This is a genomic window from Paracoccus onchidii (assembly GCF_028294535.1).
Taxonomy (GTDB): Bacteria; Pseudomonadota; Alphaproteobacteria; order Rhodobacterales; family Rhodobacteraceae; genus Paracoccus; species Paracoccus onchidii.
The window spans coordinates 1-26,532 of sequence record NZ_JAQBIE010000020.1 but is presented as its reverse complement, the minus strand read 5'-3'; the positions used below and the strand labels follow the sequence as shown (position 1 = coordinate 26,532).

Genomic DNA, 26,532 nt, shown 5'->3' with positions numbered 1-26,532 from the left:
CCGATCGCCCCCGGCGCAGGGGTCTTATAAAGATAACACTTTTTCGGCCCATCTCAATGATCCCTCTCGAAATCGGGATCGGCATGGGAAACCGCGTCACTACGCATTGTAAACTCCTTGTTCAACACCCTGACCTCACGTTGCGGGAACGGAATCTCGATCCGGTGTTCCTTGAACGCATCCCACAGGGCCAGATAGACCTGCCCGCGCACATTCGTCAGCCCGCTCTCGGCATCGCCGATCCAGAACCTGAGAACGTAGTCAACCGAACTGTCGCCAAAGCCGGTGATCCAGCAAACCGGGCGGCGATGCGCCAGAACCCGCTTGACGCCCATGGCGGCGCTAATGGCGACTTCGCTCACCTGATGGGGGTCATCGCCATAAGATGTGCCAAAGCTCAGGTCCAGCCTGACAAAATTGTTCGTATGCGACCAGTTCACAACCTGCCCGGTCACCAGGTCTTCGTTCGGGATCAGGTATTCCTTACCGTCCCGCGTCACCACGCTGACATAGCGCGCGCCCAGTTCCTCGATCCAGCCGAAGGTATCGCCAAGGCTGATCACGTCACCGGGCTTGATCGACTTGTCCAGCAGGATGATTACCCCCGAAACAAGGTTGGACACCACTTTTTGCAGGCCAAATCCCAGCCCGACACCGACAGCCCCCGAAAACACCGCCAGTCCCGTCAGGTCGAATCCCACCGCTTTCAGCCCGGAAATGATGGCTACGGTGAACAGCACCACTTGCGACAGCTTGGCCGTCAGGACGCGCATGGTCGGGGAAATATCCTCGTTGCGCGCCAGCCGCGTTGCGATCACACGCGACAGGGCGCGGGCGGCGGCAATCATCAATCCGGTGATCGCCAAAGCTTTCAGCACCGTCAATAAGGACAGGCGGAAATCCCCCAGCGTCAGCGCCACACTTTCCAGAAAAGCCGCAAACGGATCGGTCAGGCCCAGCAGGAACAGCGTCACCCAGACCCAGGCCGCCCAGGACACGATCCGGCGCAGAAACCGGTTCGAGATGATCCGAACCACGAAATAAATGCCGACCCAGGCTGCCGCAATGGTCGCGGCCAGGGCAATGACCTGGCTGCGAAAACTATAGGTCACCTCGCGCAGAACCAGCACGATTGCCCAGCTCAGCACCGTAAAGATGATCAATGTCAGGCGATGATCTATTAACAACCCAAGGCGCAAACGCCATTTCGGCCAGTTGTCGCGGCTGCGCAGCCAGCGGGTCAAGAGCGGTGACAACAGGCGCGCCGACAACCATGACAGCAGGACCAATCCGGCAATCGCAGGCAACTGATACATGCGCGATGGCACCAGCATGGTTTCCAGAAACATCCAGACACGTTCCATCAGGCCCTGCGCGGCCGAGACGACTTCGGGATCCAACTGTTCCATCAATTCCTCCTGCGACCAGCAAACCCCGTCCGAAGCTTTCCGACAAGCCCCAAGCCCATATTGCGTAAGCATGGCAGGATGCCTAAAATGGCGCACATGTCGGGCTTTATTTATTTTGACATCCATGATCGGGCGCGATTGCCATCGCGCTTTTACGGCGAGACGCTTTGCGTCACGTCGAACGGCTGATCGCGGGCGGATGATCCGCCACGCCACCGCCTGCCCAACCAAGAATTCGCCTCACAGCCGAAAGTCACAGCCATGACGAATCCCGCAACGCCGCGCACGCTTTACGACAAGATATGGGACGCCCATGTGGTGGACCGTTCCGATGACGGCACCTGCCTTCTGTATATCGACCGCCATCTGGTGCACGAAGTAACCAGCCCGCAGGCATTCGAGGGCCTGCGCATGACCGGGCGCAAGGTTCGCGCCCCCGAACGCACCATCGCGGTGCCCGATCACAACGTGCCGACCACGCTGGATCGCCAGAACGGCATCGACAACCCGGAATCGCGCATTCAGGTCGATGCGCTGGACCGCAATGCCCGCGAGTTCGGGGTGAACTATTATCCCGTGAACGATATCCGTCAGGGCATCGTTCATATTGTCGGACCCGAACAGGGCTGGACCCTGCCGGGCATGACGGTTGTCTGCGGTGACAGCCACACCGCCACGCATGGCGCGTTCGGCGCCCTGGCGCATGGCATCGGCACATCAGAGGTCGAACATGTGCTGGCGACCCAGACGCTGATCCAGTCGAAATCCAGGAACATGAAGGTCGAGATCACCGGACGGCTGGCTCCGGGCGTGACTGCCAAGGATGTGGTGCTGCGCATCATCGCGGAAACCGGCACGGCGGGCGGCACCGGCCACGTGATCGAATATTGCGGCGAAGCGATCCGCAACCTGTCGATGGAAGGCCGCATGACGATCTGCAACATGGCCATCGAAGGTGGCGCGCGCGCCGGTCTGATCGCACCCGACGAGACGACCTTCAACTATGTCAAAGGCCGTGCCCACGCCCCGAAAGGCGCCCAGTGGGAAGCCGCCGTCGCATGGTGGAAAACCCTGTTCAGCGATGCCGAGGCGCATTGGGACAAGGTCGTGACCATTCGCGGCGAAGATATCGAACCGACCGTCACCTGGGGCACCAGCCCCGAGGACGCGCTGCCGATCTCGGCCCGGGTCCCCGCGCCCGAGGATTTCGCAGGCGGCAAGATCGACGCCGCCCGCCGCAGCCTTGACTACATGGATCTGAAACCGGGCACCGAGCTGACCGACATCTCGATCGACGCGGTGTTCATCGGATCTTGCACCAATGGCCGGATCGAGGATCTGCGCGCCGCAGCCGATGTGCTGCGCGGCCGGAAACTGGCCAACGGTGTCCGCGGCATGGTCGTGCCGGGTTCGGGGCTTGTGCGCGCCCAGGCCGAGGAAGAGGGGCTGGACCAGGTGTTTCTGGATGCCGGCTTTGAATGGCGTCTGGCCGGATGTTCGATGTGCCTTGGCATGAACCCTGACCAGTTGTCACCGGGTGAACGCTGCGCCGCGACCTCGAACCGCAATTTCGAGGGACGGCAGGGCTACAAAGGCCGCACCCACCTGATGTCGCCCGCGATGGCGGCGGCGGCGGGTGTCGTGGGGCATCTGACCGATGTGCGCCAGCTCATGGCGCAAACGGTCTAGGCCCGGAATGCCGGACCGGTTCGACAATCAGCTTGCGGGACCAGGCGGTGCGGCCCTAGCCGCGCCGCAACACCCGAAATGCGTTCAGGCCGATCAGCACCAATCCTGTGTTTTCAAGCAGGTAATTGGTGCTGACACCAAAGCTGCGATGGCCGATCAGCGCATCCATATGGTGAAAACCGATGGCCCTGATCGCGACAAAGCCACACAGAACCGTCAACCCGGCAAGCGCCAGACCATACCGCGCCAACTGACCGCGCAGCGCTCGCAATCCCATCAGCAAGGCCGCCACCATCAGGGCAAGCACACCCAGAACAAAGGCGGCCTGAACGATACGGCGATTGTCATACCACCCCTGCGCCTGCGCCAGACAGCGCCCCGTTGCGGTCAGCGCGCTTTGCAGGTCCAGCTGCTTGTTCAGGGCCAGAAACAGCATCAGCAACGCCACCAGCCCCCAAAAGGCCCGGCCCGGCTGACCGCTGAGTTTCACCCAGACCCGCACCGACAGGACAAGGCACAGCACATAGGCCAGCACGGTCAGCCAACCCGTTGCGTTCGGATCTCCGATCCCCGGCTGCCACGCGGCTGCCACGCAAGTCATCAAACCAGACATACTCACACCATCACATCTTCTTGGCCGCTTTGGGCCTGACATTCCCCATTGCCGCGTCAAGATACAGCAACCCCGAGGACCACATGGACAAGTTCACCACGCTGACCGGTATCGCGGCCCCCATGCCGCTGGTCAATATCGACACCGACATGATCATCCCGAAACAGTTCCTGAAAACGATCAAACGTTCGGGACTGGGCGTAAACCTGTTTGACGAGATGCGCTATGACCGCGACGGGAACGAGATCGCCGATTTCGTCCTGAACCAGCCCGCCTATCGCAATGCCGAGGTTCTGGTTGCGGGCGACAATTTCGGCTGCGGATCGTCGCGTGAACACGCGCCCTGGGCGTTGCTGGATTTCGGGATTCGCTGCGTCATCTCGACAAGCTTCGCCGATATCTTCTTCAATAACTGCTTCAAGAACGGCATCCTGCCGATCACCCTGCCCCAGGAAGCCGTCGATGTGCTGATGGACGATGCGCGCAAAGGTGCCAATGCCCGCATGACCGTCGACCTGGAAAACCAGACGGTCAGCACCTCGGATGGGGTCGAGTTCCATTTCGACATCGACCCGTTCCGCAAACATTGCCTGTTGAACGGTCTGGACGATATCGGGCTGACCATGGAAAAAGCCCCCTCGATCGACAGCTACGAAGACCAGATGGCACAGGCGCGCCCTTGGGTCTGAAGGCAGCCGCCTTTCTTATGTGCCTGGCTGGGACGGCAGGTGCCCAGCCAGTGCGCATTGCGACATATGATCCGGGGCTGACCCGCAAGGGGCCCGGGCTGTTGCTGCGCGACATTCGCAAGGATGATCCGCAGGTGATCGCCGCCGCACAGGTGATTGCAGCCGCCCGGCCCGATGTGATCCTGTTGACGGGCTTTGACTGGGATCTCCGATCCATTGCCCTGTCGGAATTCAGGGCGCTGGTTGCGCAACAGGGGCATGACCTGCCGTTCTGGCATGCCAGCCGCCCCAATCGCGGCCTTCCCACCGGTCTTGACCTGGATGGCGATGGCCGATTGGCCGAGGCAGATGACGCACAGGGCTGGGGACAGTTTACCGGCCAGAACGGCATGGCAATCCTGTCTCGTCTGCCGATCTCTGCGGTGTCGGACTATTCGGACGCGCTTTGGCGGGACCTTCCCGATCATATCATGCCCCCCACCTTGCCAGAGGTCGCGAGTATTCAACGGCTGCCCTCGACGAACCATTGGGATGTAACCCTGACCACGACGCGGGGACCGATGCATCTTCTGGCATGGTCGGCAACCCCGCCCGTATTTGACGGCCCCGAGGACCGGAACGGGCGGCGCAACCACGATGAGACCGCTTTCTGGCTGCATCATGTGCCGGATGCGCCATTCGCGCTGATCGGCAAGATGAATCTTGATCCGGCCGATGGCGACGGCCGCCCCGAGGTTCTGACAAGGCTGAATGCGTTGGTTCAGGATCCCGAACCGCGCGGGGACTGGCAGCCCCCCCAGAACGGCGTCAATGCCGGGCATCGGGGCGATCCGGCACTGGATACTGCGGTCTTCGACGCGGCCGGGCCGGGAAATATGCGCGTGGATTACGTCCTGCCCGGCCATGAACTGAAGATAATCGACAGTGGCGTTTTGTGGCCATCACCCGATCATCCATTGGCCGGGGCGGTCGAGATTGCGTCCAATCACCGGCTGGTCTGGGTCGATGTCGTGCCCTACCCCTCGAATGAGGCAATGGCCCCCCAGGCCAGATCAAGATCATCTGCGGTCACGCAATAAGGCGGCAACACATAGACCGTGTTGCCAAGTGGTCGCAGCAGAACACCCTGTTCCAGAAAATGCGCACGCATTCTTGGACCGGTTTCTGCAAGATAGCCGCCATCCGTCACTTTCAGGTCCAGCGCGGCAATGGTGCCGCATTGCCGCGCGTTTTCGAAACGGCCATCCTGACCAAGCGCGGCAAGCCGCTCGGCCTGCATTGCGCCAAGATTCCCCAGAATATCGCCCATCGGTCGCTGCTGCCACAGACGCACCTGGGCCAAGGCAGCCGCGCAGGCAATCGGATTGGCCGTGTAGCTGGACGAATGATAAAATGTCCGGCGACGATCGGTCGAGTAATGCGCCTGAAAAACCCGCTCACTGGCCAAGGTCGCGGCCAAGGGAATGACGCCCCCCGTCAACCCCTTGGACGTGCACAGGATATCGGGTGAAATGGCGGCGTGATCACAGGCCCATAGCCGCCCTGTCCGCCCCCAGCCCGTCATGACCTCATCGGCGATCAGCAAGACGTCATGGCGGTCGCAGATCTTGCGCAGGCCAGCCAGGACCTCGGGGGAATACATCTGCATTCCACCGGCCCCCAGGACGAGCGGCTCGACAATAATCGCCGCCATTTGTCCGGTCCGGGCCAGCGCCTCGAACGCAGTCAGCGTGTCCTGACCGTCTGCGGAGGGAAATGGCAGCTTGTCGACAGCAAACATCAGCGGATCATAGGCGGCATTGAAGACGCCGCGTTCACCCACGCTCATCGTGCCGATGGTATCGCCATGATAGCTGCCTTCGAAGACCGCAATCCGATGGCGACCGTCGCCTTCATGCCGCCAATAGCCCAAGGCCATTTTCAAGGCCACCTCGACCGCGGTCGAACCGCTGTCACTGTAAAAGACCTTGGTCAGACCGGCAGGAGCCATCTTGATCAACGCCTCGGCCAGCTGTTCGCCCGGCTCATGACTTAGCCCGGCGAAGATAACCTGATCCAGACGCGACGCCGTGCTTTGAATCGCCTCGACAATTTCCGGTTGCCGATGCCCATGCGTGACCACCCACCAGCTCGAAATACCATCCAGCAAAGGCTGGCCCCGATCCGTGAACAGATAGGCGCCCTCGCTGCGCGCAATGCGCGGGGGGACGGGTTCGGTCGCATGTTGGGTAAAGGGGTGCCAGACCGCGCTCAACGGAAATCCTCCGGATCGAATTGTTCATGCATCGCCGCCGCAAGACTGTGGCGGTCCAGTTGTGGCAGCTGCGGCAGGCGCCCCAGCACCCTGACCTTTGCCAATTCGGCAATGGTCGCGATGTTGTCAGCATTGTCATCACCGACAAATGCCAGGCCATGCAACGCAACATTGCGTGCGCGCAGGCTTTCGACCGCGGTCAGGCTGTGGCTGATCGTGCCAAGCCCGGTCGAACAAACCAGGACGACCGGAATCTGCCATGTCGCGAACAGATCCGCATACAGCAGATCCCTTGTGATCGGGACGAGAACGCCCCCCGCCCCCTCGATGACCAGATCCTGCCAATCGGGGGGCACCAGATCGGCAGGGTCGATGGTTACGCCATCCAGCTCGGCGGCCCGGTGGGGAGAGAGTGGCTCGCGCAGCAGATAGGATTCGGGAAAGACCGCTTGGCCGGAAAGCCGTGCAACCTCGGCGGAATCAGTGCCGTTGGGGGGCAGATAGGGCTGACCAGCCGCCGATGGTGCAACCTGATGGCCACGCCCGTCTGCGGCAAGGTTGGGAAGATTCTGGGCCAACCCCGTTTGAACCGGCTTCCAGTATCTGGCACCGATCAAACCGCACAGCCCTGCGGCAAACACCGTCTTGCCGATATCGGTCCCGGTTCCCGTGATCACAAATCTGGCCACAATTCCTCCAGTGTTTCCGCCAGGCGCAAAATATCCTGCCTGGTCGCGTTCAGCGTCAGCGACACTCGCAGACGCGCAGTCCCGTCAGGAACAGTCGGCGGGCGTACACCCCGAATGTCGAACCCGCGCTTCCGGATACGCGCGGCAAGCTCCATGGTCGGGGCATCCGGTCCGACAATCAAGGGCGCGATCTGGCTGCCACTGATCTGCATTTGCGGCAGACGTTGGGCCATTTCTGCACCGAACAATGCGACATGACCCTGCAATTCGTCACGCCGCCAGGGTTCGTCGCGCAGGATGTCCAGCGCAGTCCGCCCCGCCACAGCCATCAAGGGCGACGGTGCCGTGGCGAAGATAAAGGGCCGACAACGATTGACCATAAAGTCCAGCAGTGGCCGTGCGCCACAGATCAACGCCCCCGAGCCACCCAACGCCTTGCCCATGGTATGCAGGGTCAGCACATTTTCGCGACCTTCAAGGCGATGGGACAAGCCGCGCCCGTCAGGCCCGAAAACACCGGTTGCATGGGCCTCATCGATGACGAGAAACCCGTGCTGATCCGCAAGTCCGACCAGATCATCAAGCGGCGCGACATCACCGTCCATGCTATAAAGGCTTTCGACCGCGATCCAGACGGCGCCTGTATGCCCTGCGCGGCGCCACATCTTGATGACCTGTTCCGCATGAGAGACATCACCATGCCGGAATTTCTGCACCTCTGCCCGCCCCGATCGCGCACCCTCATGGGTGCTGGCATGGGACAGTTCATCCATCAGCAACAGATCTCCACGTTGTGGCAATGTCGAGAACAGCGCAAAATTCGCGACATATCCGCCGCCGAACCCAAGTGCGGCATCGGCCCCGAAGAACCGGGCGGCATGATCCTCGAATTCGGCCTGCCACCGGGTATGGCCACGCAACAGGCGCGATCCGGCCGCCCCGACCGGAACGCCCTCCCGCACGGCATTGCGCACGGCATCGCCCAACCGGGCAGATCCCGCCAGCCCGATATAGTCATTCGATGAAAAATCAATTCCGGCGCGTTCGGCCAATCCGCGCAAACGCCCGCGCGCGGCAAGCTGATCCATATCCTGGCGGTAAAACGCCAGCCGATCCACACCGACAGATCCCGCCATGTCCACCGGCTCGTCCCGGCTCAGCGCAGGACAGGTATTGCGGGATCTGCAGCCCGTGCCGCCAGTCGACGCGCCTCGCCCACATCATCATCGGTCGCGGGCATATGTTCGTGAACCGTCATCGGCTGCAGCCCAAGTTTGGCGAACAGACGCATATCATCGTCTTCATCCGGGTTGTCCTTGGTCAGCAATGTATCGCCAACGAAGATCGAGTTTGCGCCCGCGAAAAAGCACAGCGCCTGCATCTCGTCAGACATCTCGGTGCGCCCGGCCGACAACCGGACATGACTTTCCGGCATCATGATCCGCGCCGTGGCAATGACACGCACGAAATCGATCGGATCGACCGGGTCGGCATCGGCCAAGGGGGTGCCGGCCACCGGGATCAGCATATTGACCGGCACGCTTTCAGGTGGCTCGGGCAGATTGGCCAGCGTAACCAGCATATCGACGCGATCCTGCGCCCCTTCCCCCAGCCCGAGAATACCGCCCGAGCAGACCTTGATACCACTGTCCCTGACATTTTGCAGGGTTTCCAGACGGTCAGCGAAGGTGCGGGTCGTGATCACATTCGAATAATGCGCTTCCGATGTGTCGATATTGTGGTTGTAATAGTCCAAGCCCGCGGTTTTCAGGCGCCGGGCCTGATCGCCGTCCAGCATGCCCAATGTCATGCAGGTTTCCATGCCAAGCGCCTTGACGCCCTCGATCATGGCGACGATCTGCGCCATGTCGCGTTCCTTGGGGCTGCGCCAGGCCGCCCCCATGCAGTATCTTGTTGCGCCCGCATCCCGGGCACGGCGCGCTTCGGAAATCACGCGCTGAACCTCGATCAGCTTTGACGCCGACAGCCCCGAATCATAGCGTGATGACTGGCTGCAATAGGAACAGTCTTCCGGGCACCCGCCTGTCTTGATCGATAGCAGCCGGCTCATCTGTACCCGGTTGGGATCAAAGCTGCGGCGATGCACGGTCTGCGCCTGAAACAGCAACTCCATGAAGGGCAAATCGAAAAGCTCGCGCGCCTCCTGTGCCGTCCAGACCTTACGGGATGTCGCTGCGTCGGGGCGCGGGCTGGCTTCGAGCATCGGGTTCCTCCTCGGATGACTGACGCGTTGAGTAGCATTTCAAGTTCGCGCTGTCCAACCCGCCGCTGCGCCGCGGCAACGGAATATGGGGCGTCACCCGTGGCCGTTTCGATCCACCTCACGCCTTGCCAGTTGGGCCAATACCTCGGCGCGACCGAATTCCCGCGCCGCATTCTGCCTTGCAGCCTCGAAACCCGGCCGCATCTGGAGGAGATCCCGTTCCGCCCGCGCCATCTCGCGTGCGGCGCGTGCGGCCTGGGCATTGGCCATCCGTGCCTCGGACAAGGCCAGCGGAGCGTCATCGCGATAGCTTTGACCCAATGCGGTGCGCGTTGCCGCCACACGACCCTGCGCCGCTTCGACATGAAGACGGAACGCGGCCAGCTTTTTCAGCTCTTGCTCGGCGCGAATACGGGCAATCTGTTCCAGTTTTGCCAGCTTTGCGCATGTGTCTACCATCCGGCCCGAACCTTCTTGCGCATGTTTTCGGCAAAGCGAATCGCCGCCGCCACGGCCGCGAAATGTTCGCGCCTGATCTCGGCCCCTATGTCAACGCTGGCGTGGATCGCACGCGCGCAAGGGGGATCGGACCAGATCGGAACGGCTCCTTTCCTGGCCCGCTCGCGAATCCGCGCTGCGACGTCATCCGTGCCCTTCGCCAGACAAACCGGCGCGCGCCCGCTGCCGGGTTTCCATTGCAACGCAACCGCATAATGTGTCGGATTGACAATGACGACATCGGCCTTTTCCACATCTGCCAGCATCTGCTTCATGGCAATATCGACCGCACGCTGGCGTCTGGCGGCCTTCAGATGTGGATCACCTTCGGCATCCTTGTATTCATCTTCCATCTCTTTTCGCGTCATACGGTTCTTGCGAAGATGTTCGAACCGCTTCCATGCCATGTCCAACGCCGCAAACACCACCGAGATCGCCACCGCCAACAACAGCACACGCCCCAGCAAATCGCCAAGCCCTGTCACCCAGCGGGTTCCCGCCATCGCGCTGGAAGCCATTCGATCGACAAGCCCCGCGAACAGATACCACCCCCCCAGACAAACCAACGCCGCCTTGGCAAAGGAAATCCCAAAGGTCACCAGACCGGACGTGCCGAATTTCTGGCCCGCTGTCTTGATCGGGTTGATGCGATTGAAGTCAGGCGCGATCTTCTTGGGCGAAAAGATCAAGCCTCGCTGCACGATCAATCCGATCAGAATCGTTGCGCAAGGGATCAGCACCAGCGCGATCAGGGCAATTGCTGCATAGCGCCAAAGCGAATCGGCCAGGGCAAACACCGATCCGATGGGCCATCCATCCGCCCCCATTCCACGGCTTGCCATCGCAAGCCATTGTTTCACCGCGAAAGCGGCCCCGACACCAAAGGCCAGCCAGGCGCCGGCATACATCATTGCCACGTTGAACTCGGTCGAGCGCGGGATATCGCCTTGCTCGCGCGCTTTGCGCAGTTTTTGCTCGGTGGGTTCGAATGTCTTGTCGTCGTTGTCGTCGCTCATGCGTCCCTCGGCAAGGTAAAGTCCAACACGGCATCGGCCCAAATTCCGATCAGGATCGGCGCAAGGACCGCCAATGCGATCAGGGCAAGCAGGATCGCCACCGGTGAACCAATGAATACAACAGGCAATGCGGGCATCACGCGATTGATAACCCCCGACAGCGCCTGAAACAGAAAGCCGCCCAGGGTAAAGGGCGCCGCGATCATCATTGCCAGAAGAAAACTGTCGGCCAGGACCATGACCGCCGCGGGACCAAGAACCGCGATGTCGGGCAAGACCCCGGCAGGCCACAAGAAGAAACTGTCGCGGATCAGTTCCAGCAGCATGATCGGCAACCCCAGCGCCATCAGAACCGCAATCCCCGCAAGATGCATCAGGTTGCCGATCGGATGCGGCGCGGCCTCGTTCTGAACCCCGACAAGTTGCGACAGGGATGCCGTGGCAGCGATGGCCGTCGTCGCGATATCCAGCGCCAGGGCGAACAGCCGCACCAGGATGCCCGCGGCAAGCCCGATCAGCATTTCGACGGATACCAGCCCCAGACCCGCCAGCAGGCTTGCGGGATAAGCAACAGGCGCAAGACCATCAGCCAGCAACGGTGAAACAGCCATGGCGACCGAAACGCGAACCCGCACAGGAATGACGCGCTCTCCCAGCCCGGGCAGCGCAAGGACGCAGGCCTGAACGCGAATATAGACCAGGATCAAGGTCCAGCCTTGCAAGGGCATCCAACCCGCGAGTTGTTCCCAACTCATGAAAACTCTATCGCTCCGAGCAATTGCAGATCGGCGGCGGGATCCACCTCTTCGAGGCCCAAGACCGGGGCCGAAAGCCCCGCCGAACCCAGCACCGCCCGCACCATGCGCCGACGATGATCCGGCACGACGACAACCACCGAGGTGCCAGGAGCGGCCTCTGCAAGCATCTTTCGCGTGGCATCCAGCAATTTTCGTGTCAGTGCCGGCGGCAATGCCCCACCCCCGCTGCGGCCCGTTTCGCTATCGGCGCGCACGAACTCGGCCTCCCATGCCGGGTGAAGCTGGAGGGCATGCATCTTTCCGGAAACATCGCTGAATTGTTGGGTGATCTGACCCCGCAAGCGTTTGCGGGTCATCTCATAGATCGTTTCAATCGATTCCAGCGTACGAAACTCTGATACTGCATCGATAATCAGAGGCAGGTTGCGGATCGAAATCCTTTCATCCAACAACGCACGCAAGACCGCCAACAGTGTTTCGGGTGAAACCTTGTCAGGGATCATGCTGTCCAGATAGCGCCGGTTACGTTCGCTGCGAACCGGATCGGACAGCGATTTCAGTTCCTCTAGCTGGCGCTGCATCGCCCCCAAAGTCATCAGAGACGACAGATTCGCCTTGACTACCTCCATCAGATGAGTCGACACGACCTCCATTGGCGTGACCACGGTGGCCCCCATCGTCGCAGCCTCATCCTGATCGTCAGGTGCAATCCATCTTGCTGGGCTTGAATAGACGGGCTCTTTTACGGCAGCGCCCGCCAACTGTTCCAACAAGTGATCAGCGCCCAATGCCAAGACCTCACCGGGGCGCAAAGAGCCACGCCCCCGCACCACGCTCTGGATCCTGATTACATAATCGCCCGCAGGCAATTCATCCGTGTCGGTAATGCGGACATCCGGCAGGATAAGCCCATACTGACGCGCGACGTGAATGCGCAAATTGCCGATACGCCCACCCAGACCGCGCGCCTGATCCAATGCGCTCAGGATCAACCCAGAACCGATTTCGACGCTGATATCATCAGTATCCAGAATATCGCCGATCTTGCTTGCAGGCGGCACGGTATCCCGTGGCTGCTCATTGACCTCATCGCTTGAGGATTCAGACGCCTTTCGTGACGCAATCCGCCACGACATCGCCGCCATTGCACCCGCAAGCGTAATAAACAGCAGCTTGGGCATGCCTGGCACCAGCGACATCAACAACATCGTGGCGGAAACAACAGCCGCCGGCTGCCAGGTTCTGGAGAACTCGGACGACAGGAGGTCGGCGGTCTTGTCGGTTGCCCCCCCGCGCGACAATAGCAGCGCGGCCGCCATCGAGGTGATCAGCGCCGGGATCTGACTGACAAGGCCGTCACCGATCGTCAGGTGCGAATATGTTGTCACCGCGTCGCCAAAGCTCATGCCATGGCCGACAATGCCGACCGTCAGGCCGATCAGCAGGTTGATCAGCGTGATGACAATCCCTGCAACTGCATCGCCTTTTACAAACTTTGACGCGCCGTCAAGAGATCCGAAAAAGCTGATCTCGCGCTGTTCCTGACTGCGGCGCAGCTTTGCCTCATGATGATCGATCGCACCAGCATTCAGATCTCCGTCGATTGCCAATTGCTTGCCAGGCAACGAATCCAGGGCAAAACGCGCGGCGACCTCGGCCATCCTGCCCGAACCCTTGGTTATAACCATGAAGTTCACAACGGATATCACGGCAAACACGGTCAACCCGACAAGCAGCGATCCCCCGGCAACGAAATCCGCGAATCCATTGATGACCTGCCCTGCGGCATCCGTACCTGTGTGGCCCTGTGTCAAAATCAGGCGCGTCGAGGATACGTTCAGCGACAGCCGGATGATCAGGCTGACCAACAGCAAGACGGGAAAGGCCTGGAAATCCGTAGGCTTGTCCACCAGGGACGCCATCACCAGAACCAAGGTCGCCGTCGCGATCGACAATGCAATTCCGAAATCCAGCAGCCCGGGTGGCAAAGGGATCACCAGCGATATCACGATCACCATCAAGGCGCCGGTCACCAGCAGTGGTGCATCCAGCAATTTGTTGGACTTGGATTCGATCGCGCCCAGCGCCTTCATTCCGTGACCTCATTGTCCTTTGGGCCGGGCCTCAAAATGTCGTCAAGGCTCCAGCTGTCGCCTGTCAGCAGGCCGGAACGGCGCAAAAAGACCAAGATTTGCAGCCGCTCGGAAGGCCCCATTTCCAACAGGCGCAATCGATAATCTGGTGGCAGATCCCGCCCCTCCAGAAGCCAGTTCGTGGCGTCCCGTTCAAAGGCGGACATTTGCGGGGTTGGCATCTCTGCCGACGCCCCGGCCGCACTGACGGCAAGCATGAATGCCAGAACCAGCATCACGCGGCCTTCTTGAGGTCGCGCAATGCTGTTTCCAGCGTGTCAAATTGCGGTCGGACATGTTCCGGCACGGCCTGTCGTCCGACCTCGACACAAAGATTCGTCGCGTGCTGATGCAGCCCGGCAACCAGAACCGATTTCACGACTTCGTAAAACCCCAGGTCCTGTTTCACCACGCCGCCCAGACGTTGGGCCAATGGCGCGACAAAGCCATAGGCCAGAAACACCCCCAGAAAGGTTCCCACCAATGCGCCGCCGATCATCTTTCCCAGAACCTCGGGAGGCTGGTCGATCGCGCTCATGGTCTTGATCACCCCAAGAACCGCCGCCACGATCCCCAATGCTGGCAGGGCATCGGCCATGCTTTGCAGTGCATGAGGCACGTGCATTTCCTCTTCGCGCATGATCGCGATCCGCCGCGCCAGCATTTCCTCGACCTGATAGGGATCGTCATAGTTGAGGCTGGCGGAACGCAAGGTGTCTGAAATCAACGAAACCACATGATGATCTGCTGCCAGTCTGGGATAGGCATTGAAGATCGCCGATTCCGCAGGGCGTTCGATATGATGTTCCAGCTCGACTGGGTTTTCTCGTGCGATCCGCAGCAGTTGGAACATCAGGCATAGAACATCCTGATGGTCCTGCGCGCTCCATTTCGGGCCGGAAAAGGCGCGCTTCAACCCGCCCAATGTCGCCTTCAGAACATGGCTGTCATTGGACAGGATATATGATCCGATTGCAGCGCCCATGATCATCATCATCTCGAACGGCAATGCGTGGGCGATAACCCCCATCTTTCCGCCCGCCAGAAGATACCCGCCAAAGACCATCGCAAAGGTCAGAATGATGCCAACAAAACCGAACATCGCGGTGCCTCCTATTGTTTGCGAACGCTGCGCGCACCCATTTGCGCGGTCAGCAATGCGGCCTGACGGGGTTCGACCGCCGCAATAATTCTTGCGCCCGCCTCTGGGCGCACACGGATCAGGATTTCGGCAGCGAAATCAGCCGGAAGATTGGTCAGAACCGCCGCAGCTTCGGCAGGTTTCATCTGATCGTACAAGGCGACCAGTCGTTCGATATCGGCACGCACATCGCTGGTGGTACCTTGCCGTCGCGACTGCAGGCCGCTTTTTTGCGCCTTGAGTTCGCGCAGGCGGGCACGCAACGTCGCTTCGGCATTCGCCAGTTCAGCTTTCCGATCATCAATGCTTTGCATGTACCGTTCGATGCGCAGGGCACGGTCACGCAGTTCTTCGGCAAGGGCAATCGCCTCGGGCACATCGCCGCAACCTTGCAGCAATTCCCCGGAATCCGCAAAGGCGGCCAGAAGATCGGGCAGATCCTGTTTCTGCCACAAAGCCATGAGGGCGGGTGCAGTAAAGGCAAGGATCAGCACCGGCATCAAGAACCTACGCATTCTGGCCTCCGACGCGCTTGCGCAAACGGCGGGTTGGCGATGCCTGCGCGGGATCGGACTTGGCAGCCTCTCCGATTTTCTGGCGCAGCTCCCACAAGGACCGCTCCTTGCGGGCACGCGCGATTTCCTGCGCCAGCCCTTCGCTGGCCTCGGTTGCTTCGCTGCGCGCAGAGCGAATCGCCTGTTCCAGCCGGTCCACTTCCGCGGCCATAACAGCAATTGCCCCCCCGAGCCCGGTTTCAAGATCATTGAGCCGGCGCAGCCGGCGCGTCAGGACCATGCAAAAGCAAGCCAACCCGATCGACGCCACCACGAGGATTATCTGCAAGATCATTTCCATTGTCATCTGATCAAGAACTCCGTGATCAAAAGCCCCTTTACGGCTTCTTCCCCAAGAATCTGCCGGGCGCGCGTTGTCAGTTCGGCCCGAACGATTTCAAGAACGCCGCGCTTGTCATAGGCTGCGGGGTCCACACCAGCGATGAAACCATTGAAAGAATCCGTCACCCTGGGCATCAGCTGCTCGATCGTCGGGGCGTGACCTGCATCCGTCTCGATCGATGCCGCCAACAGCAGATTGCGCCCGCGACCACCCGGCAGACTTTGTTCGATACGAGGCACATTGACGAAGATCACATCAACGACCGCTTCGGGCGCCGGGTCGTGACCCTTGGCCCCCAGCATTGCGGTCGGCGACCACAATCCCAGATAGGTCGAGGCAAAACCGCATCCTGCAAGCAGGACGACAGCCCCGATCATAACGAGGGGCCGTTTCTTTCCGGGGCTTTCCCCGGGCTGTGCCTCGGTAGCTTGGGTCATGGTGATTCTCCGTCGTGACAAGACGGAATTAGCAGTTCGCGACTAACCAATTCTTAATCGGCCCCATGGCATCAAGGCGTCGACGATAAACGGCGGCTGATTCGAAAGGGACGGTTTTGCAAAAATTGCGGGACTATTGGAACGAGCGAAGCTCAGGTCAAAAAGCCATACTCGCAACCGCGTTTCTGGCATCATTCTTGCTGGTTGCCGGATTCGGCTGGTTGGCAAGCCGTCCGAACATGTCACTGCTATATGGCGGGCTTGATGCCGCGCAATCAGGCGATGTCATCGCAGGAATCGAACAGGCGGGGGCCAGCTACGAAATCCGCGGTGATTCGATCTGGGTGGATTCGCGTCACCGCGACCGATTGCGGATGGAACTGGCGGCGCAGGGCCTGCCTTCGGCCGGGGGGGCCGGGTACGAGCTGCTTGACGGCATGTCAGGCTTTGGAACCACGTCGCAAATGTTTGACGCGGCCTATTGGCGTGCAAAGGAAGGCGAACTGGCCCGCACGGTTCTGGCCCTGCCAAATGTCAAAGCAGCCCGGGTGCATCTGGCTGTCGAGAATGGCCGGGGCTATCGTCGTGACGTTACCGGCAGCGCCTCGGTCACGCTGACAACCAACGGCCAGAAGATCACGCGTGAACAGGCCTCTGCCCTGCGCTATCTGGTATCGTCCGGAGTGCCGGGTATGCAGCCCGACGCGGTCACGGTTATCGATAGCCAGCGCGGCGTCGTATCGGCATCGGAAGAGACCGCAGGCGAAGACCGCGCAGCCCAGATGAAGCGCAATGTCGAACGGATTCTGGAACCCCATGTCGGGATCGGAAACGCCATCGTCGAACTGAACCTGGATCTGATCACGGAATCGGAATTGCTGACCGAACAGCGTTTTGACCCGGACCAGCGTGCGCTCATCTCGCAAGTGACAGAAGAAACCAGCGATCAAAGTAATTCGACAGGTGCCGGCGCTGTGACCGCCGCATCGAACCTGCCTGATGGTGATGCGGCAGAGGGCGAAGCAGAGCAATCTTCGCGCTCGGAAAACCGCCAGCAGGCGAATTACGAAGTCAGCAGCATGGTGCGCGAAGTAACGCGCCAGCCTGGCGCCACGCGACGCCTGACCGTGGCCGTGCTGGTCAATGGCGTTGCCGAGACCAATGGCGGGGATGAAACCGTTCTGGTTCCGCGCCCGGATAGCGAACTGGAAATTCTGCGCGAACTAGTCGCTTCGGCCGTTGGTTATGACGAAACGCGCGGCGACCTGATCACCGTCAAATCGCTGCCATTTGCACGGCTTGGCAACAATGGAACCGCTGCGAATGCCAGTTTTCTTGATCGCCTGGAGCTGAATACCTTGGCGCGTATCGCAATTATCGGGATCTTTGCACTTGCGCTGGCGGTGCTCGTCCTGCGCCCGATCATGAAGAATCGCGCCAATACCCAGGCTCCGGCGCTATTGGATGACAGCATCCCTCCGACACCGCCCGTCGAAGCCGAAATTGAACCGGTACAGGAAAACCCCGCCCGCGAAAGCCAGCTTTTGCCACCCGGGGACCCTCCCCGTCCGCAACTCTCGCTGCCTCAGGGGGATCCGGTGGCACGCCTGCGCGGCATGATGCGAGAGAGGCATGACGAAAGCGTCAAGATTCTGAGCGGCTGGATCGACAACAAGGAGAACGCACATTGACCCCTGCTTCCTTCCAACTTGAATCCTTTGCCAGCATCAGGGCAGGTCAGAAGCCGGTCCCAAGTTATCTTCAGGCAGATCTGGATCAGGCATATATCGACGGCAAGGCTGAGGGCGTCGCAACAGCCGTTGATGAGCAGCTGCGAAATCTCGATGCGGGGCTGACCCGGCTTGCCGAGGCATTGAAAGCCGACGACGCCTATCGCCGCAGGATCCGCTGCGAGGCTGTCACGACACTGGCGCCGATTCTGGACGCGATCATCGACAATCTTGCACCTCCGGCATCTTCACGCCGCATGGAAGAGGCGCTGAAACATGAGCTGGAGCGCCTGTCAGACAGCGCGTCCCCGCTGCGTGCCGCGATCTGCTGCGGTCCGCGTCAGATGGATCTGGTGCGCCGGTGCATCCAGGAACACGCGTTAGACGGGATCGAGCTTGCCGAATGCGAAGGGGATCGCATCAACCTGGCGCTTGAAGGTGGCCGCATCGAGATTTCCGGCGAACAAATCGCCGAGGAAATTCGCGCACTTGTTTCGGAACTTGGAAAAGGCGAATAGGCTATGGACGGACTTAAACACCTGATCGACACCGATAATATCGAAGTCGAGGTCACGATCCGGCTTGGCCGGACACGCAGAACGGTCGCGCAGCTGTCGGAGCTGTGCGAAGATGATGTGCTGGTTCTGGATCAGACCATCGATGACGGCGTTGAAATCTGCGTCGGGGACAAGGTCATCGCGCGCGGAGAGCTGAGCGGCGATGGCTCATCCGAAGACAGGCTCTGCGTCCGCATCATCGGCCCGACGGAGGTCGTGTGAAACCGGCCTCCAGGCTCGTCCTTCTGCTGATCGCGCTTGTCTTGCCCGACATCGCCATTGCGCAGGATATCGGCCCGCTGGAGCAGGCGGCGGGCGGCCTGGGTCAAAACGCGGTCTTGCTGGCGCTTGGCCTTACGGCGCTGTCACTGGCGCCGGGCATCGCGATCATGGTGACCTGTTTTCCGTTTATCGTGACGGTTCTGTCGATTCTGCGGCAAGCTATCGGATTGCAGCAATCACCGCCCAATATGCTGATCGTCAGCCTGGCGATGTTCCTGACTTGGTTCATCATGGACCCGGTCTTGCGCGAAGCATGGCAGGTCGCGGGATCGCCGCTGCAAAATGGCACGATCGGCATTTCGGACGCATTCCGCCTTGGCATCGAGCCTTTCGCCAAGTTCATGCAGGCACGCACCAACCCGGACACGCTTGCCGGGCTTGCGGAACTGGCACCGGCATCATCTGCCCCCCCTGATCGCCTGTCGGTGTTGGTCCCGGCATTCATGCTGTCCGAAATTCAGCGCGCTTTCGAAATCGGCTTCCTGATCGCCTTGCCTTTTCTGATCATAGATCTGGTGGTTTCAGCGGTGCTGATGTCCATGGGCATGATGATGGTACCACCGGTGGTGGTGTCCTTGCCATTCAAGCTGGCATTCTTTGTTGTCGTCGATGGCTGGACCATGATTGCCGGGGCCCTGATACGCAGCTACCAATAGTCATATCGCGCCCGTGTCAGGCCCGGCGGTCGGCGATGGCTTCAACCCCAAGAACGTCCAGCACCTTTGCTTCGATATGGCGGGCATTCAACGCCGAATCGTCATACATCGCAAAGGGCGCATCGTGATCGACAAAGCGATCCGGCAACACCATCGAGCGGAATTTCAGCCCGCGATCAAAGACGCCCTCCTCGGCAAGCAGATGTGCGACATGGCTGCCAAATCCACCAATCGCCCCTTCTTCGACGGTGATCAGGACGTCATGGTCTTGCGCCAGCTCAAGGATGAGTTCCCGGTCCAGAGGTTTGGCAAATCGCGCGTCGGCAATGGTCGGACGAATGCCACGCGCCTCAAGCGCCTCTCGCGCTTCGATCGCCCCGGCCAGACGGGTGCCCAGGCACAACAGGGCCACGCCGTTTCCGCGCTGTACGATCCGCCCCCGCCCAATCGGCAGAACCTCGCCGCATTCGGGCAGATCGACACCAGTTCCCTCGCCGCGGGGGAACCGGAACGCGATCGGCCCATCATCATAGGCCGCAGCCGTCGCAACCATATGCGACAGTTCGGCCTCATCGGCGGCCGCCATGACGACGAAACCGGGCAGATTCGCAAGAAATGCTATATCGAATGCCCCCGCATGCGTCGGACCATCCTGTCCGACCAGCCCCGCACGGTCGATGGCAAAGCGCACGGGCAGACCCTGCACCGCGACATCATGCACGATCTGGTCATATCCACGCTGCAGGAACGTGGAATATATCGCGCAGAACGGTTTCAACCCGCCCGCCGCCAACCCGGCGGCAAACGTCACGGCATGCTGTTCGGCAATGCCCACATCGAAATTGCGCCGCGGAAAGCGATCTGCGAATTTTTTCAAGCCGGTACCGTCTGGCATCGCAGCCGTAATCCCCACGATGCGATCATCTTTCGTCGCCTGAGTGATCAGCTCGCGCGCGAAGACCGAGGTATAGCTGGGCGCATTTGACTTGGCCTTGGCCTGCACCCCGGTTCCCACGTCGAATTTCGCCGTCGCGTGACCGCGATCCGCAGCGTTTTCCGCAGGGGCGTATCCTTTGCCCTTGCGCGTCACCGCGTGGATCAGGATCGGGCCTGTCGCACGTGACTTGACCGTGCGCAGCAAAGGCAGAAGCTGTTCAAGATCGTGACCATCGACAGGGCCGATATAGGAAAATCCAAGCTCTTCGAACAAGGTCCCGCCAACCGCAATTCCCTTGAGCATTTCCTTGGCGCGACGCGCGCCTTCCTGGACCGCATCGGGCAACATGCCAACGGCGCCCTTGGCCACGGCCTTCAGTTCCTGAAACGGCCCCCCGGTATACAGCCTGGTCAAATAGGATGACATCGCCCCGACCGGTGGCGCGATCGACATTTCATTGTCATTCAGGATCACGAATAGCCGCTCGCCCAGATGGCCGGCATTGTTCAATGCCTCATAGGCCATGCCCGCGCTCATCGCGCCATCACCGATCACCGCAATTGCATCACCGGGATCACCACCCAGGTCCCGCGCCACGGCAAAACCCAGCGCCGCCGAAATCGAGGTGCTGGAATGGCCTGCGCCAAAGGGGTCAAAGGGGCTTTCCGCGCGTTTGGTAAAGCCAGCCAGCCCGCCCCCCATCCGCAAGGTGCGGATGCGATCGCGACGCCCGGTCAGGATCTTGTGCGGATAGCATTGATGACCGACATCCCAGATGATCTTGTCGCGCGGCGTATCAAAAACCGCGTGCAAGGCCACGGTCAGTTCGACCACACCCAGCCCGGCCCCCAGATGCCCCCCGGTGACACTGACCGCACTGACGGTTTCCGCGCGCAGTTCATCGGCCAACTGCCGAAGCTGGCCATCATCAAGCGATTTCAGGTCCGAAGGCAGGTTGACCCTGTCAAGTAGCGGTGTCTTGGGACGGTCTGTCATTGCTGGCCCTCCGGCGCGCGGCATTCAAGTGTCGCGTTCGATAACGAACCGCGCCAGATCACGCAAGTTTTCCGCGGCATCACCATACTGAGCCAAGGCATCGGTCGCCTTGGAAACATAGCGCCGCGCCTCGGTCTTGGCACCCTCAAGTCCCAGAAGGGAAACGAAAGTCGCCTTTCCCGCCGCATCATCCTTGCCGACACGCTTGCCGGTCAAATCCTCGTCACCAGTCACGTCCAGAATGTCATCGGCAATCTGGAAGGCCAGTCCAAGCGCCTTGGCATAACGGTCCAGCGGTTTGTGATCTTCGTTGGCAATCAATGCACCGGCTATGGCCGAAAACCGGATCAGGGCACCGGTTTTGGCGCGCTGAAGCTGTTTGACCTCGGAAATGTTCAGGGGTTGGTCGGCGGTTTCGGCGGCAATATCCTGCGCCTGCCCCCAGACCATGCCTTGTGCCCCAACAGCCTCGGAGAAAGCACGTATCAAGCGCAGTCGCGCCTCGGCATCGCCGATGGCGTCACTTCCAAGCAGTTGAAACGCAAGCGTTTGCAAGGCATCGCCGGCAAGAATCGCCGTCGCTTCGGACCATTGCACATGACAGGTCGGCATCCCGCGACGCAGATCGTCATCATCCATCGCGGGCAGATCGTCATGCACAAGACTATAGGCATGCAAGGCTTCGACCGCTGCCGCAACCGGGGCCGCCGCCTCACCCTGAATTCCGTGCAGGCGGCATGATTCCATTACCAGAAACGCCCGCACGCGCTTGCCCCCCACGGTGGAATAAACCATCGCATCCCGCAATTCGCTATCGGGCAGCGCCGCCATCGCAGCATCCAGCGCAGCCTGAACCTGCGCCTTCACGTCGTCCAAACGTGCCTGCATCACAGCCCCTCGGCCGGCTTCACCGCTTCGGGCTGGCCATTTGCGGACAGGGTGATCTTTTCGACCCGCTCTTCCGCCTCGCGCAGGCGCTTTTCGCAATGCGCGCGCAGGGCTGCGCCACGTTCATACAGCGCGATGGATTCCTCCAGGGTGGCCTCACCGGTTTCCAGCTTGCCAACTGTCGCTTCCAATTCACGCATCGCTTCCTCGAAGGACAGTTTTTCGATTTCGCTCACTTTCCGGCCTCCATCAGGACATCTACATGGGCGCGGACCGACCGCCCCAAAGCGGGCAGATCATAGCCACCTTCCAAAGAGGATACCACCGGGGCACCACATTCTGCCGCCATGTCGCAAATTGCCCGCGTCAGCAACGCGAAATCCTCCTCATGCCATTCAAGCTGGGCAAGCGGATCGGCAGCATGGGCATCGAACCCGGCGGAAACAAGAACCAGTTGCGGTGCGGTGTCCCGGCATCGGCGCAGAATCGCATCCCATGCCCTTTGGGCAAGCTGCCCGTCAGAACCCGGTGCCAGAGGTATGTTCATGACCTGACCATATGATCCGGTTTCCGACGCGGCACCGCTGCCGGGAAATAGCGGCATCTGATGGGTCGATGCAAAGAACACGTGCGGTTCATGCCACAAAAGGTCCTGCGTTCCGTTCCCGTGATGCACATCGAAATCCAGAACGGCGACATTCTGCAATCCATGATGTTCAATCGCCCGCATCGCGGCAATCGCAACCGTGCCAAGCAAACAGAACCCCATCGCGGTTTCGCGTTCGGCGTGATGTCCCGGTGGTCGCATGGCAACAAACGCATTGTCGATTTCGCCTGCCAGAACCGCATCCACCGCGTGGCAGGCCGCGCCAACAGCACGCAATGCGGCATCGAGGCTGCGCGGCGACATATGCGTATCCGCATCCAGCGCGGCCACCCCCGCTTGCGGCGAAAGGTTCTGCAAACGATCCAAGTATGACCGAGGATGACATCGCAACACATCGTCGATCGCGGCAACCGGCGCTTCGCGATGAATCAAGCGTGCGTCCTGCAGCGCAGCCATCACGTGATGAAAGCGCGACACCTGCTCGGGGTGTCCCATGGGCGTTTGGTGCTGCGCCGCCGCCGCATGCGAATACAAGGCTGTGGCCATCATGCCCCCCAACACGATCCTGCCGGTCAGGCTAGAAGGTGATCGCGGCGGCCGCAACCTTGCTCGCTTGCTCAGGCGGTCAGACGCAATCCGTCATGCCCCTGAATGGCGACATCCATCAAGGTTCCCTCGGGTTGATCAACCGAAAACGTCACCTCGGAGAATTGTTCGGTGCGCCCCATGCGCGGCCCTTCGGTCAGCACGCGATGCACCTGCCCGACCTGCGCCGTCAGGTGACGTTGCAACGCCATGTCGCCGACCTGGCGCAAACGCCCTGCACGTTCGCGGATGACCTGCCCGTTCACGGCAGGCATACGGGCCGCAGGTGTCCCCTTGCGGGCCGAATAGGGAAAGACGTGCAGGAAAGTCAGCCCGCAGTCATCGACCAACCTAAGGCTGTTTTCAAACATCTCTTCGGTTTCGGTCGGAAAGCCTGCGATGATATCCGCGCCGAACACCAGATCCGGGCGCAGCTTACGCGCATCTTCACAGAACCTGATTGCATCGTCGCGCAGATGCCGTCGTTTCATCCGCTTGAGCACCATGTCATCGCCGGCCTGCAGCGACAGATGCAAATGCGGCATCAGACGGGACTCGGATCCGATGGCCAGCATCAAGTTTTCATCCGCCTCGATCGAATCGATACTGCTGATGCGCAAACGCGGCAGATCGGGAACAAGCCGCAGGATCCGCATGACCAGATCGCCCAGACGCGGCGCACCCGGCAGATCAGCGCCCCAAGAGGTCAGATCGACACCGGTCAGCACGACCTCGTTGAAGCCACGCCCGACAAGGCGCTTGATCTGTTCAACCACGACGCCGGCCGGAACGCTGCGGGAATTGCCGCGGCCATAGGGGATGATGCAGAAGGTGCAGCGATGGTCGCAGCCGTTCTGGACCTGAACATAGGCGCGGTGGCGGCCGAAACCGTCGATCAGATGGCCAGCTGTTTCCTTGACCGACATGATGTCATCAACCCGCACCTTTTCGGTATCTCCGATCAGGTCGGGGGCCTTCAGCGTCTGCCATGTTTCCGGCAGCATCTTTTCGTGATTTCCGATCACTTTGCTGACTTCGGGCATGGCGGCGAATGTTTCCGGCTCGGTCTGGGCAGCGCATCCCGTGACGATCACCGGCGCGTCCGGATTTTCCCGCGCCAGCCGACGGATTTCCTGGCGCGCCTTGCGCACCGCCTCGGCGGTGACAGCACAGGTATTGACCACCACGGCGCCGGAAAGCCCTGCTTCCTCGGCCATTTCGCGCATCGCTTCGGTTTCATAAGCGTTCAGGCGACAACCAAGTGTCGAAAAGACCGGCGCGCTCATGATGCCAACCACAAAGGCGTCAAAACGCCGTCAAAGACATATACCGTCGGCCCTTCCATCCAGACGCCATCATCGCGCCAATCAATCATCAGGACACCCCCGGGCACATTGACCTTGACGCGGCGCCCCGTCAGACCGCGCCGCGCCGCCGCGACCGCAGCCGCGCAGGAACACGACCCCGATGCCAGCGTCGGACCGGTGCCCCGTTCCCAGATGCGCAAACGGATCTCATCCGGCGCCAGCACCTGCACGATTTCGACATTGGTTCTTTCGGGATATAGCGGGTGATGCTCATGCAGAGGACCGAAACTGTCCAGGGCAACGGCATCGGCGTCATCCACGAAAAAGGTCAGATGCGGGTTTCCCATGCCTGTCGCGGTCGGGTCGCCGTCAATCGGCAAATGGTCGATATCCACGTCCTGCGCCAGTGGTATCCGTCGCCAGTCCAGAACTGGATGGCCCATATTCACACGCGTCACGCCGTTTCCGGCATCTTCGGCATACAGCACCCCGTGATCCGTGCGCAGGCTCAGCCGATCACGCCCGGTTTCGTCCATGACATAGCGGGCGATACAGCGCGTCGCATTCCCGCAGGCCGAACTGAGGGAACCATCAGCATTCCAGAATACCAGCCGGACATCGGCCTGATCATCCCACGCCACCGTGGCCAGCTGATCGAACCCGACCCCGCGATGACGGTCCGCAATACGCGCAATCACCCGCGCATCCGGCGGCAGCCCACCGTCGCGCAGATCCAGAACCACAAAGTCATTGCCCAGGCCATGCATCTTCATGAATCGCAGGCCGTCGGAGAATTTATCCATCATGGGACGCATATAGATATCCTGAAAGATTTTCGCCAGTAGTGATGTTTTTTCCGCTTGACGCCCCCGCACAGCCCCCCTAGTAAGCGCCGTGTTGGGCCCGTAGCTCAGTTGGTAGAGCAACTGACTTTTAATCAGTGGGTCACAGGTTCGAATCCTGTCGGGCTCACCACTTTATTCAATAAATACAGGCGACTAGTCGCCAGAAAGTCAGCGGGTCGCGGTGCGGTTCTGGCCGTGGCAACCATATGGCAACCGATTCCGCGTATAGGCGTCGCGGGCGGCCATCAGCTATGGTCACGCTAGGGGTGGATGATCGCCCTGCGGATACAGACCTGCCTGCGCAGGCGAAGAATCCGCCCCGTCCTGTTTGGTTGTATGATCAAGCTAGAGGGTCGGAGGGGGCGCAGCGCGCGGCGGCGGTCGGCAAAAGCGGGAACGTCCGGGGGCGGCGCTCTATTTCGGCCACGATCAGGCACAGGACGTGCTGTTCGTCAGCGGGTCATTGCAGCAGATCGCGGCCAGCCTGCCAGTCTGCAAGTTCGTCGTCGGTGCCGTCCAACAGGATGCGCCAGTCGGCGTCGGTCGGTCTGGGGGCCAGCGGGCGGCCATCGCGGGTTAGGCTCAGGACCCATTGATTTGTTTGGGGGTTCGTGATTCACCGCAAAAAAGAGAGCGGTGACCATGTCTGATCTTTTCTGGTTGAGCGATGCCCAGATGGCGCGTCTTGAACCTTAC

28 protein-coding genes and 1 tRNA gene are annotated in these 26,532 nt (G+C 60.7%); 8 read left to right on the top strand and 21 right to left on the bottom strand.

Going from position 1 to position 26,532, the window contains the following annotated elements; all coding sequences use genetic code 11:
* Positions 1 to 53 precede the first annotated feature (53 nt).
* Positions 54 to 1,409: a mechanosensitive ion channel family protein gene (locus PAF17_RS14790; protein WP_271889877.1), complete on the bottom strand. Its 1,356-nt coding sequence runs from the start codon at positions 1,407 to 1,409 to the stop codon at positions 54 to 56.
* A 261-nt stretch (positions 1,410 to 1,670) separates the two neighbouring features.
* On the opposite strand from PAF17_RS14790, the gene leuC reads away from it, so the two are divergent.
* A complete protein-coding gene (gene leuC / locus PAF17_RS14785; RefSeq protein ID WP_271889876.1) occupies positions 1,671 to 3,098 on the top strand; it encodes a 3-isopropylmalate dehydratase large subunit in 1,428 nt (475 codons plus the stop codon).
* Positions 3,099 to 3,153: 55 nt separating this feature from the next.
* Here the strand turns inward: leuC and PAF17_RS14780 are convergent, their stop codons facing one another.
* Positions 3,154 to 3,711: a hypothetical protein gene (locus PAF17_RS14780; RefSeq protein ID WP_271889875.1), complete on the bottom strand. Its 558-nt coding sequence runs from the start codon at positions 3,709 to 3,711 to the stop codon at positions 3,154 to 3,156.
* An 83-nt stretch (positions 3,712 to 3,794) separates the two neighbouring features.
* Between PAF17_RS14780 and leuD the strand changes: the two genes are divergently transcribed.
* Together leuD and PAF17_RS14770 are read left to right on the top strand one after the other, a co-directional pair.
* Positions 3,795 to 4,400: a 3-isopropylmalate dehydratase small subunit gene (gene leuD / locus PAF17_RS14775; protein WP_271889874.1), complete on the top strand. Its 606-nt coding sequence runs from the start codon at positions 3,795 to 3,797 to the stop codon at positions 4,398 to 4,400.
* A gap of 50 nt (positions 4,401 to 4,450) precedes the next feature.
* On the top strand, positions 4,451 to 5,479 hold the full coding sequence (locus PAF17_RS14770; protein ID WP_271889873.1) for an endonuclease/exonuclease/phosphatase family protein: 1,029 nt from the start codon (positions 4,451 to 4,453) through the stop codon (positions 5,477 to 5,479).
* On the opposite strand, the gene PAF17_RS14765 is transcribed toward PAF17_RS14770, so the two are convergent.
* From PAF17_RS14765 to PAF17_RS14705, 13 genes are all read right to left on the bottom strand, one after another.
* Positions 5,416 to 6,654 (bottom strand): adenosylmethionine--8-amino-7-oxononanoate transaminase, encoded by a 1,239-nt coding sequence (locus tag PAF17_RS14765; protein ID WP_271889872.1) that lies wholly within the window; start codon positions 6,652 to 6,654, stop codon positions 5,416 to 5,418. The two genes, PAF17_RS14770 and PAF17_RS14765, sit on opposite strands and share 64 nt — an antisense overlap.
* A complete protein-coding gene (gene bioD, locus PAF17_RS14760; RefSeq protein ID WP_271889871.1) occupies positions 6,651 to 7,343 on the bottom strand; it encodes an ATP-dependent dethiobiotin synthetase BioD in 693 nt (230 codons plus the stop codon). The genes PAF17_RS14765 and bioD overlap by 4 nt, the downstream gene beginning before the upstream one ends.
* Positions 7,328 to 8,479, bottom strand: coding sequence for an 8-amino-7-oxononanoate synthase (locus tag PAF17_RS14755; protein ID WP_271889870.1), 1,152 nt, complete (start codon positions 8,477 to 8,479; stop codon positions 7,328 to 7,330). The genes bioD and PAF17_RS14755 overlap by 16 nt, the downstream gene beginning before the upstream one ends.
* 20 nt (positions 8,480 to 8,499) lie before the next feature.
* Positions 8,500 to 9,567: a biotin synthase BioB gene (gene bioB, locus PAF17_RS14750; RefSeq protein ID WP_271889869.1), complete on the bottom strand. Its 1,068-nt coding sequence runs from the start codon at positions 9,565 to 9,567 to the stop codon at positions 8,500 to 8,502.
* Positions 9,568 to 9,660: 93 nt separating this feature from the next.
* The gene (locus tag PAF17_RS14745; RefSeq protein ID WP_271889868.1) at positions 9,661 to 10,026 is read right to left on the bottom strand and encodes a hypothetical protein; all 366 of its coding nucleotides are present in this window, start codon (positions 10,024 to 10,026) and stop codon (positions 9,661 to 9,663) included.
* A complete protein-coding gene (gene flhB / locus PAF17_RS14740) occupies positions 10,020 to 11,081 on the bottom strand; it encodes a flagellar type III secretion system protein FlhB (protein WP_271889867.1) in 1,062 nt (353 codons plus the stop codon). Before flhB ends, PAF17_RS14745 begins: the two co-directional genes overlap by 7 nt.
* The gene (locus tag PAF17_RS14735; RefSeq protein WP_271889866.1) at positions 11,078 to 11,836 is read right to left on the bottom strand and encodes a flagellar biosynthetic protein FliR; all 759 of its coding nucleotides are present in this window, start codon (positions 11,834 to 11,836) and stop codon (positions 11,078 to 11,080) included. Before PAF17_RS14735 ends, flhB begins: the two co-directional genes overlap by 4 nt.
* The gene (locus PAF17_RS14730) at positions 11,833 to 13,932 is read right to left on the bottom strand and encodes a flagellar biosynthesis protein FlhA (RefSeq protein WP_271889865.1); all 2,100 of its coding nucleotides are present in this window, start codon (positions 13,930 to 13,932) and stop codon (positions 11,833 to 11,835) included. Before PAF17_RS14730 ends, PAF17_RS14735 begins: the two co-directional genes overlap by 4 nt.
* Complete coding sequence (locus tag PAF17_RS14725; protein WP_271889864.1) at positions 13,929 to 14,207, bottom strand: hypothetical protein; 279 nt, start codon at positions 14,205 to 14,207, stop codon at positions 13,929 to 13,931. The genes PAF17_RS14730 and PAF17_RS14725 overlap by 4 nt, the downstream gene beginning before the upstream one ends.
* Entirely contained in the window at positions 14,207 to 15,073 is an 867-nt protein-coding gene (gene motA / locus PAF17_RS14720) for a flagellar motor stator protein MotA (protein WP_271889863.1), read from the bottom strand. Before motA ends, PAF17_RS14725 begins: the two co-directional genes overlap by 1 nt.
* 11 nt (positions 15,074 to 15,084) lie before the next feature.
* The gene (locus PAF17_RS14715) at positions 15,085 to 15,627 is read right to left on the bottom strand and encodes a MotE family protein (RefSeq protein WP_271889862.1); all 543 of its coding nucleotides are present in this window, start codon (positions 15,625 to 15,627) and stop codon (positions 15,085 to 15,087) included.
* Entirely contained in the window at positions 15,620 to 15,961 is a 342-nt protein-coding gene (locus PAF17_RS14710) for a hypothetical protein (protein ID WP_271889922.1), read from the bottom strand. The genes PAF17_RS14715 and PAF17_RS14710 overlap by 8 nt, the downstream gene beginning before the upstream one ends.
* An 8-nt stretch (positions 15,962 to 15,969) precedes the next feature.
* Positions 15,970 to 16,446 carry a flagellar basal body-associated FliL family protein gene (locus PAF17_RS14705; protein ID WP_271889861.1) on the bottom strand — a complete coding sequence of 159 codons (477 nt, stop codon included), beginning with the start codon at positions 16,444 to 16,446 and terminating at the stop codon, positions 15,970 to 15,972.
* A 116-nt stretch (positions 16,447 to 16,562) separates the two neighbouring features.
* Between PAF17_RS14705 and fliF the strand changes: the two genes are divergently transcribed.
* Genes fliF through fliP form a run of 4 tightly spaced genes read left to right on the top strand, consistent with a single transcriptional unit; the run spans position 16,563 to position 19,671 of the window.
* Positions 16,563 to 18,137: a flagellar basal-body MS-ring/collar protein FliF gene (fliF, locus tag PAF17_RS14700; RefSeq protein ID WP_271889860.1), complete on the top strand. Its 1,575-nt coding sequence runs from the start codon at positions 16,563 to 16,565 to the stop codon at positions 18,135 to 18,137.
* Positions 18,134 to 18,694: a hypothetical protein gene (locus PAF17_RS14695; RefSeq protein ID WP_271889859.1), complete on the top strand. Its 561-nt coding sequence runs from the start codon at positions 18,134 to 18,136 to the stop codon at positions 18,692 to 18,694. The genes fliF and PAF17_RS14695 overlap by 4 nt, the downstream gene beginning before the upstream one ends.
* Before the next feature lie 3 nt (positions 18,695 to 18,697).
* Positions 18,698 to 18,955, top strand: a complete 258-nt coding sequence (locus PAF17_RS14690; protein ID WP_271889858.1) for a FliM/FliN family flagellar motor C-terminal domain-containing protein — start codon at positions 18,698 to 18,700, stop codon at positions 18,953 to 18,955.
* Positions 18,952 to 19,671, top strand: coding sequence for a flagellar type III secretion system pore protein FliP (gene fliP / locus PAF17_RS14685; protein WP_271889857.1), 720 nt, complete (start codon positions 18,952 to 18,954; stop codon positions 19,669 to 19,671). Before PAF17_RS14690 ends, fliP begins: the two co-directional genes overlap by 4 nt.
* A 16-nt stretch (positions 19,672 to 19,687) precedes the next feature.
* On the opposite strand, the gene dxs is transcribed toward fliP, so the two are convergent.
* From dxs to dapF, 6 genes are all read right to left on the bottom strand, one after another.
* Positions 19,688 to 21,604, bottom strand: coding sequence for a 1-deoxy-D-xylulose-5-phosphate synthase (gene dxs / locus PAF17_RS14680; protein ID WP_271889856.1), 1,917 nt, complete (start codon positions 21,602 to 21,604; stop codon positions 19,688 to 19,690).
* Between the two features lie 24 nt (positions 21,605 to 21,628).
* Entirely contained in the window at positions 21,629 to 22,492 is an 864-nt protein-coding gene (locus PAF17_RS14675) for a polyprenyl synthetase family protein (protein WP_271889855.1), read from the bottom strand.
* Positions 22,492 to 22,728, bottom strand: a complete 237-nt coding sequence (locus tag PAF17_RS14670; RefSeq protein ID WP_271889854.1) for an exodeoxyribonuclease VII small subunit — start codon at positions 22,726 to 22,728, stop codon at positions 22,492 to 22,494. The genes PAF17_RS14675 and PAF17_RS14670 overlap by 1 nt, the downstream gene beginning before the upstream one ends.
* Entirely contained in the window at positions 22,725 to 23,645 is a 921-nt protein-coding gene (locus tag PAF17_RS14665; RefSeq protein ID WP_271889853.1) for a histone deacetylase family protein, read from the bottom strand. The genes PAF17_RS14670 and PAF17_RS14665 overlap by 4 nt, the downstream gene beginning before the upstream one ends.
* Before the next feature lie 71 nt (positions 23,646 to 23,716).
* Positions 23,717 to 24,970: a tRNA (N(6)-L-threonylcarbamoyladenosine(37)-C(2))-methylthiotransferase MtaB gene (gene mtaB / locus PAF17_RS14660; RefSeq protein ID WP_271889852.1), complete on the bottom strand. Its 1,254-nt coding sequence runs from the start codon at positions 24,968 to 24,970 to the stop codon at positions 23,717 to 23,719.
* Entirely contained in the window at positions 24,967 to 25,806 is an 840-nt protein-coding gene (dapF, locus tag PAF17_RS14655; protein ID WP_271889851.1) for a diaminopimelate epimerase, read from the bottom strand. The genes mtaB and dapF overlap by 4 nt, the downstream gene beginning before the upstream one ends.
* 84 nt (positions 25,807 to 25,890) lie before the next feature.
* Between dapF and PAF17_RS14650 the strand changes: the two genes are divergently transcribed.
* A tRNA-Lys gene (locus PAF17_RS14650) sits at positions 25,891 to 25,966 on the top strand.
* Positions 25,967 to 26,532: the final 566 nt, after the last annotated feature.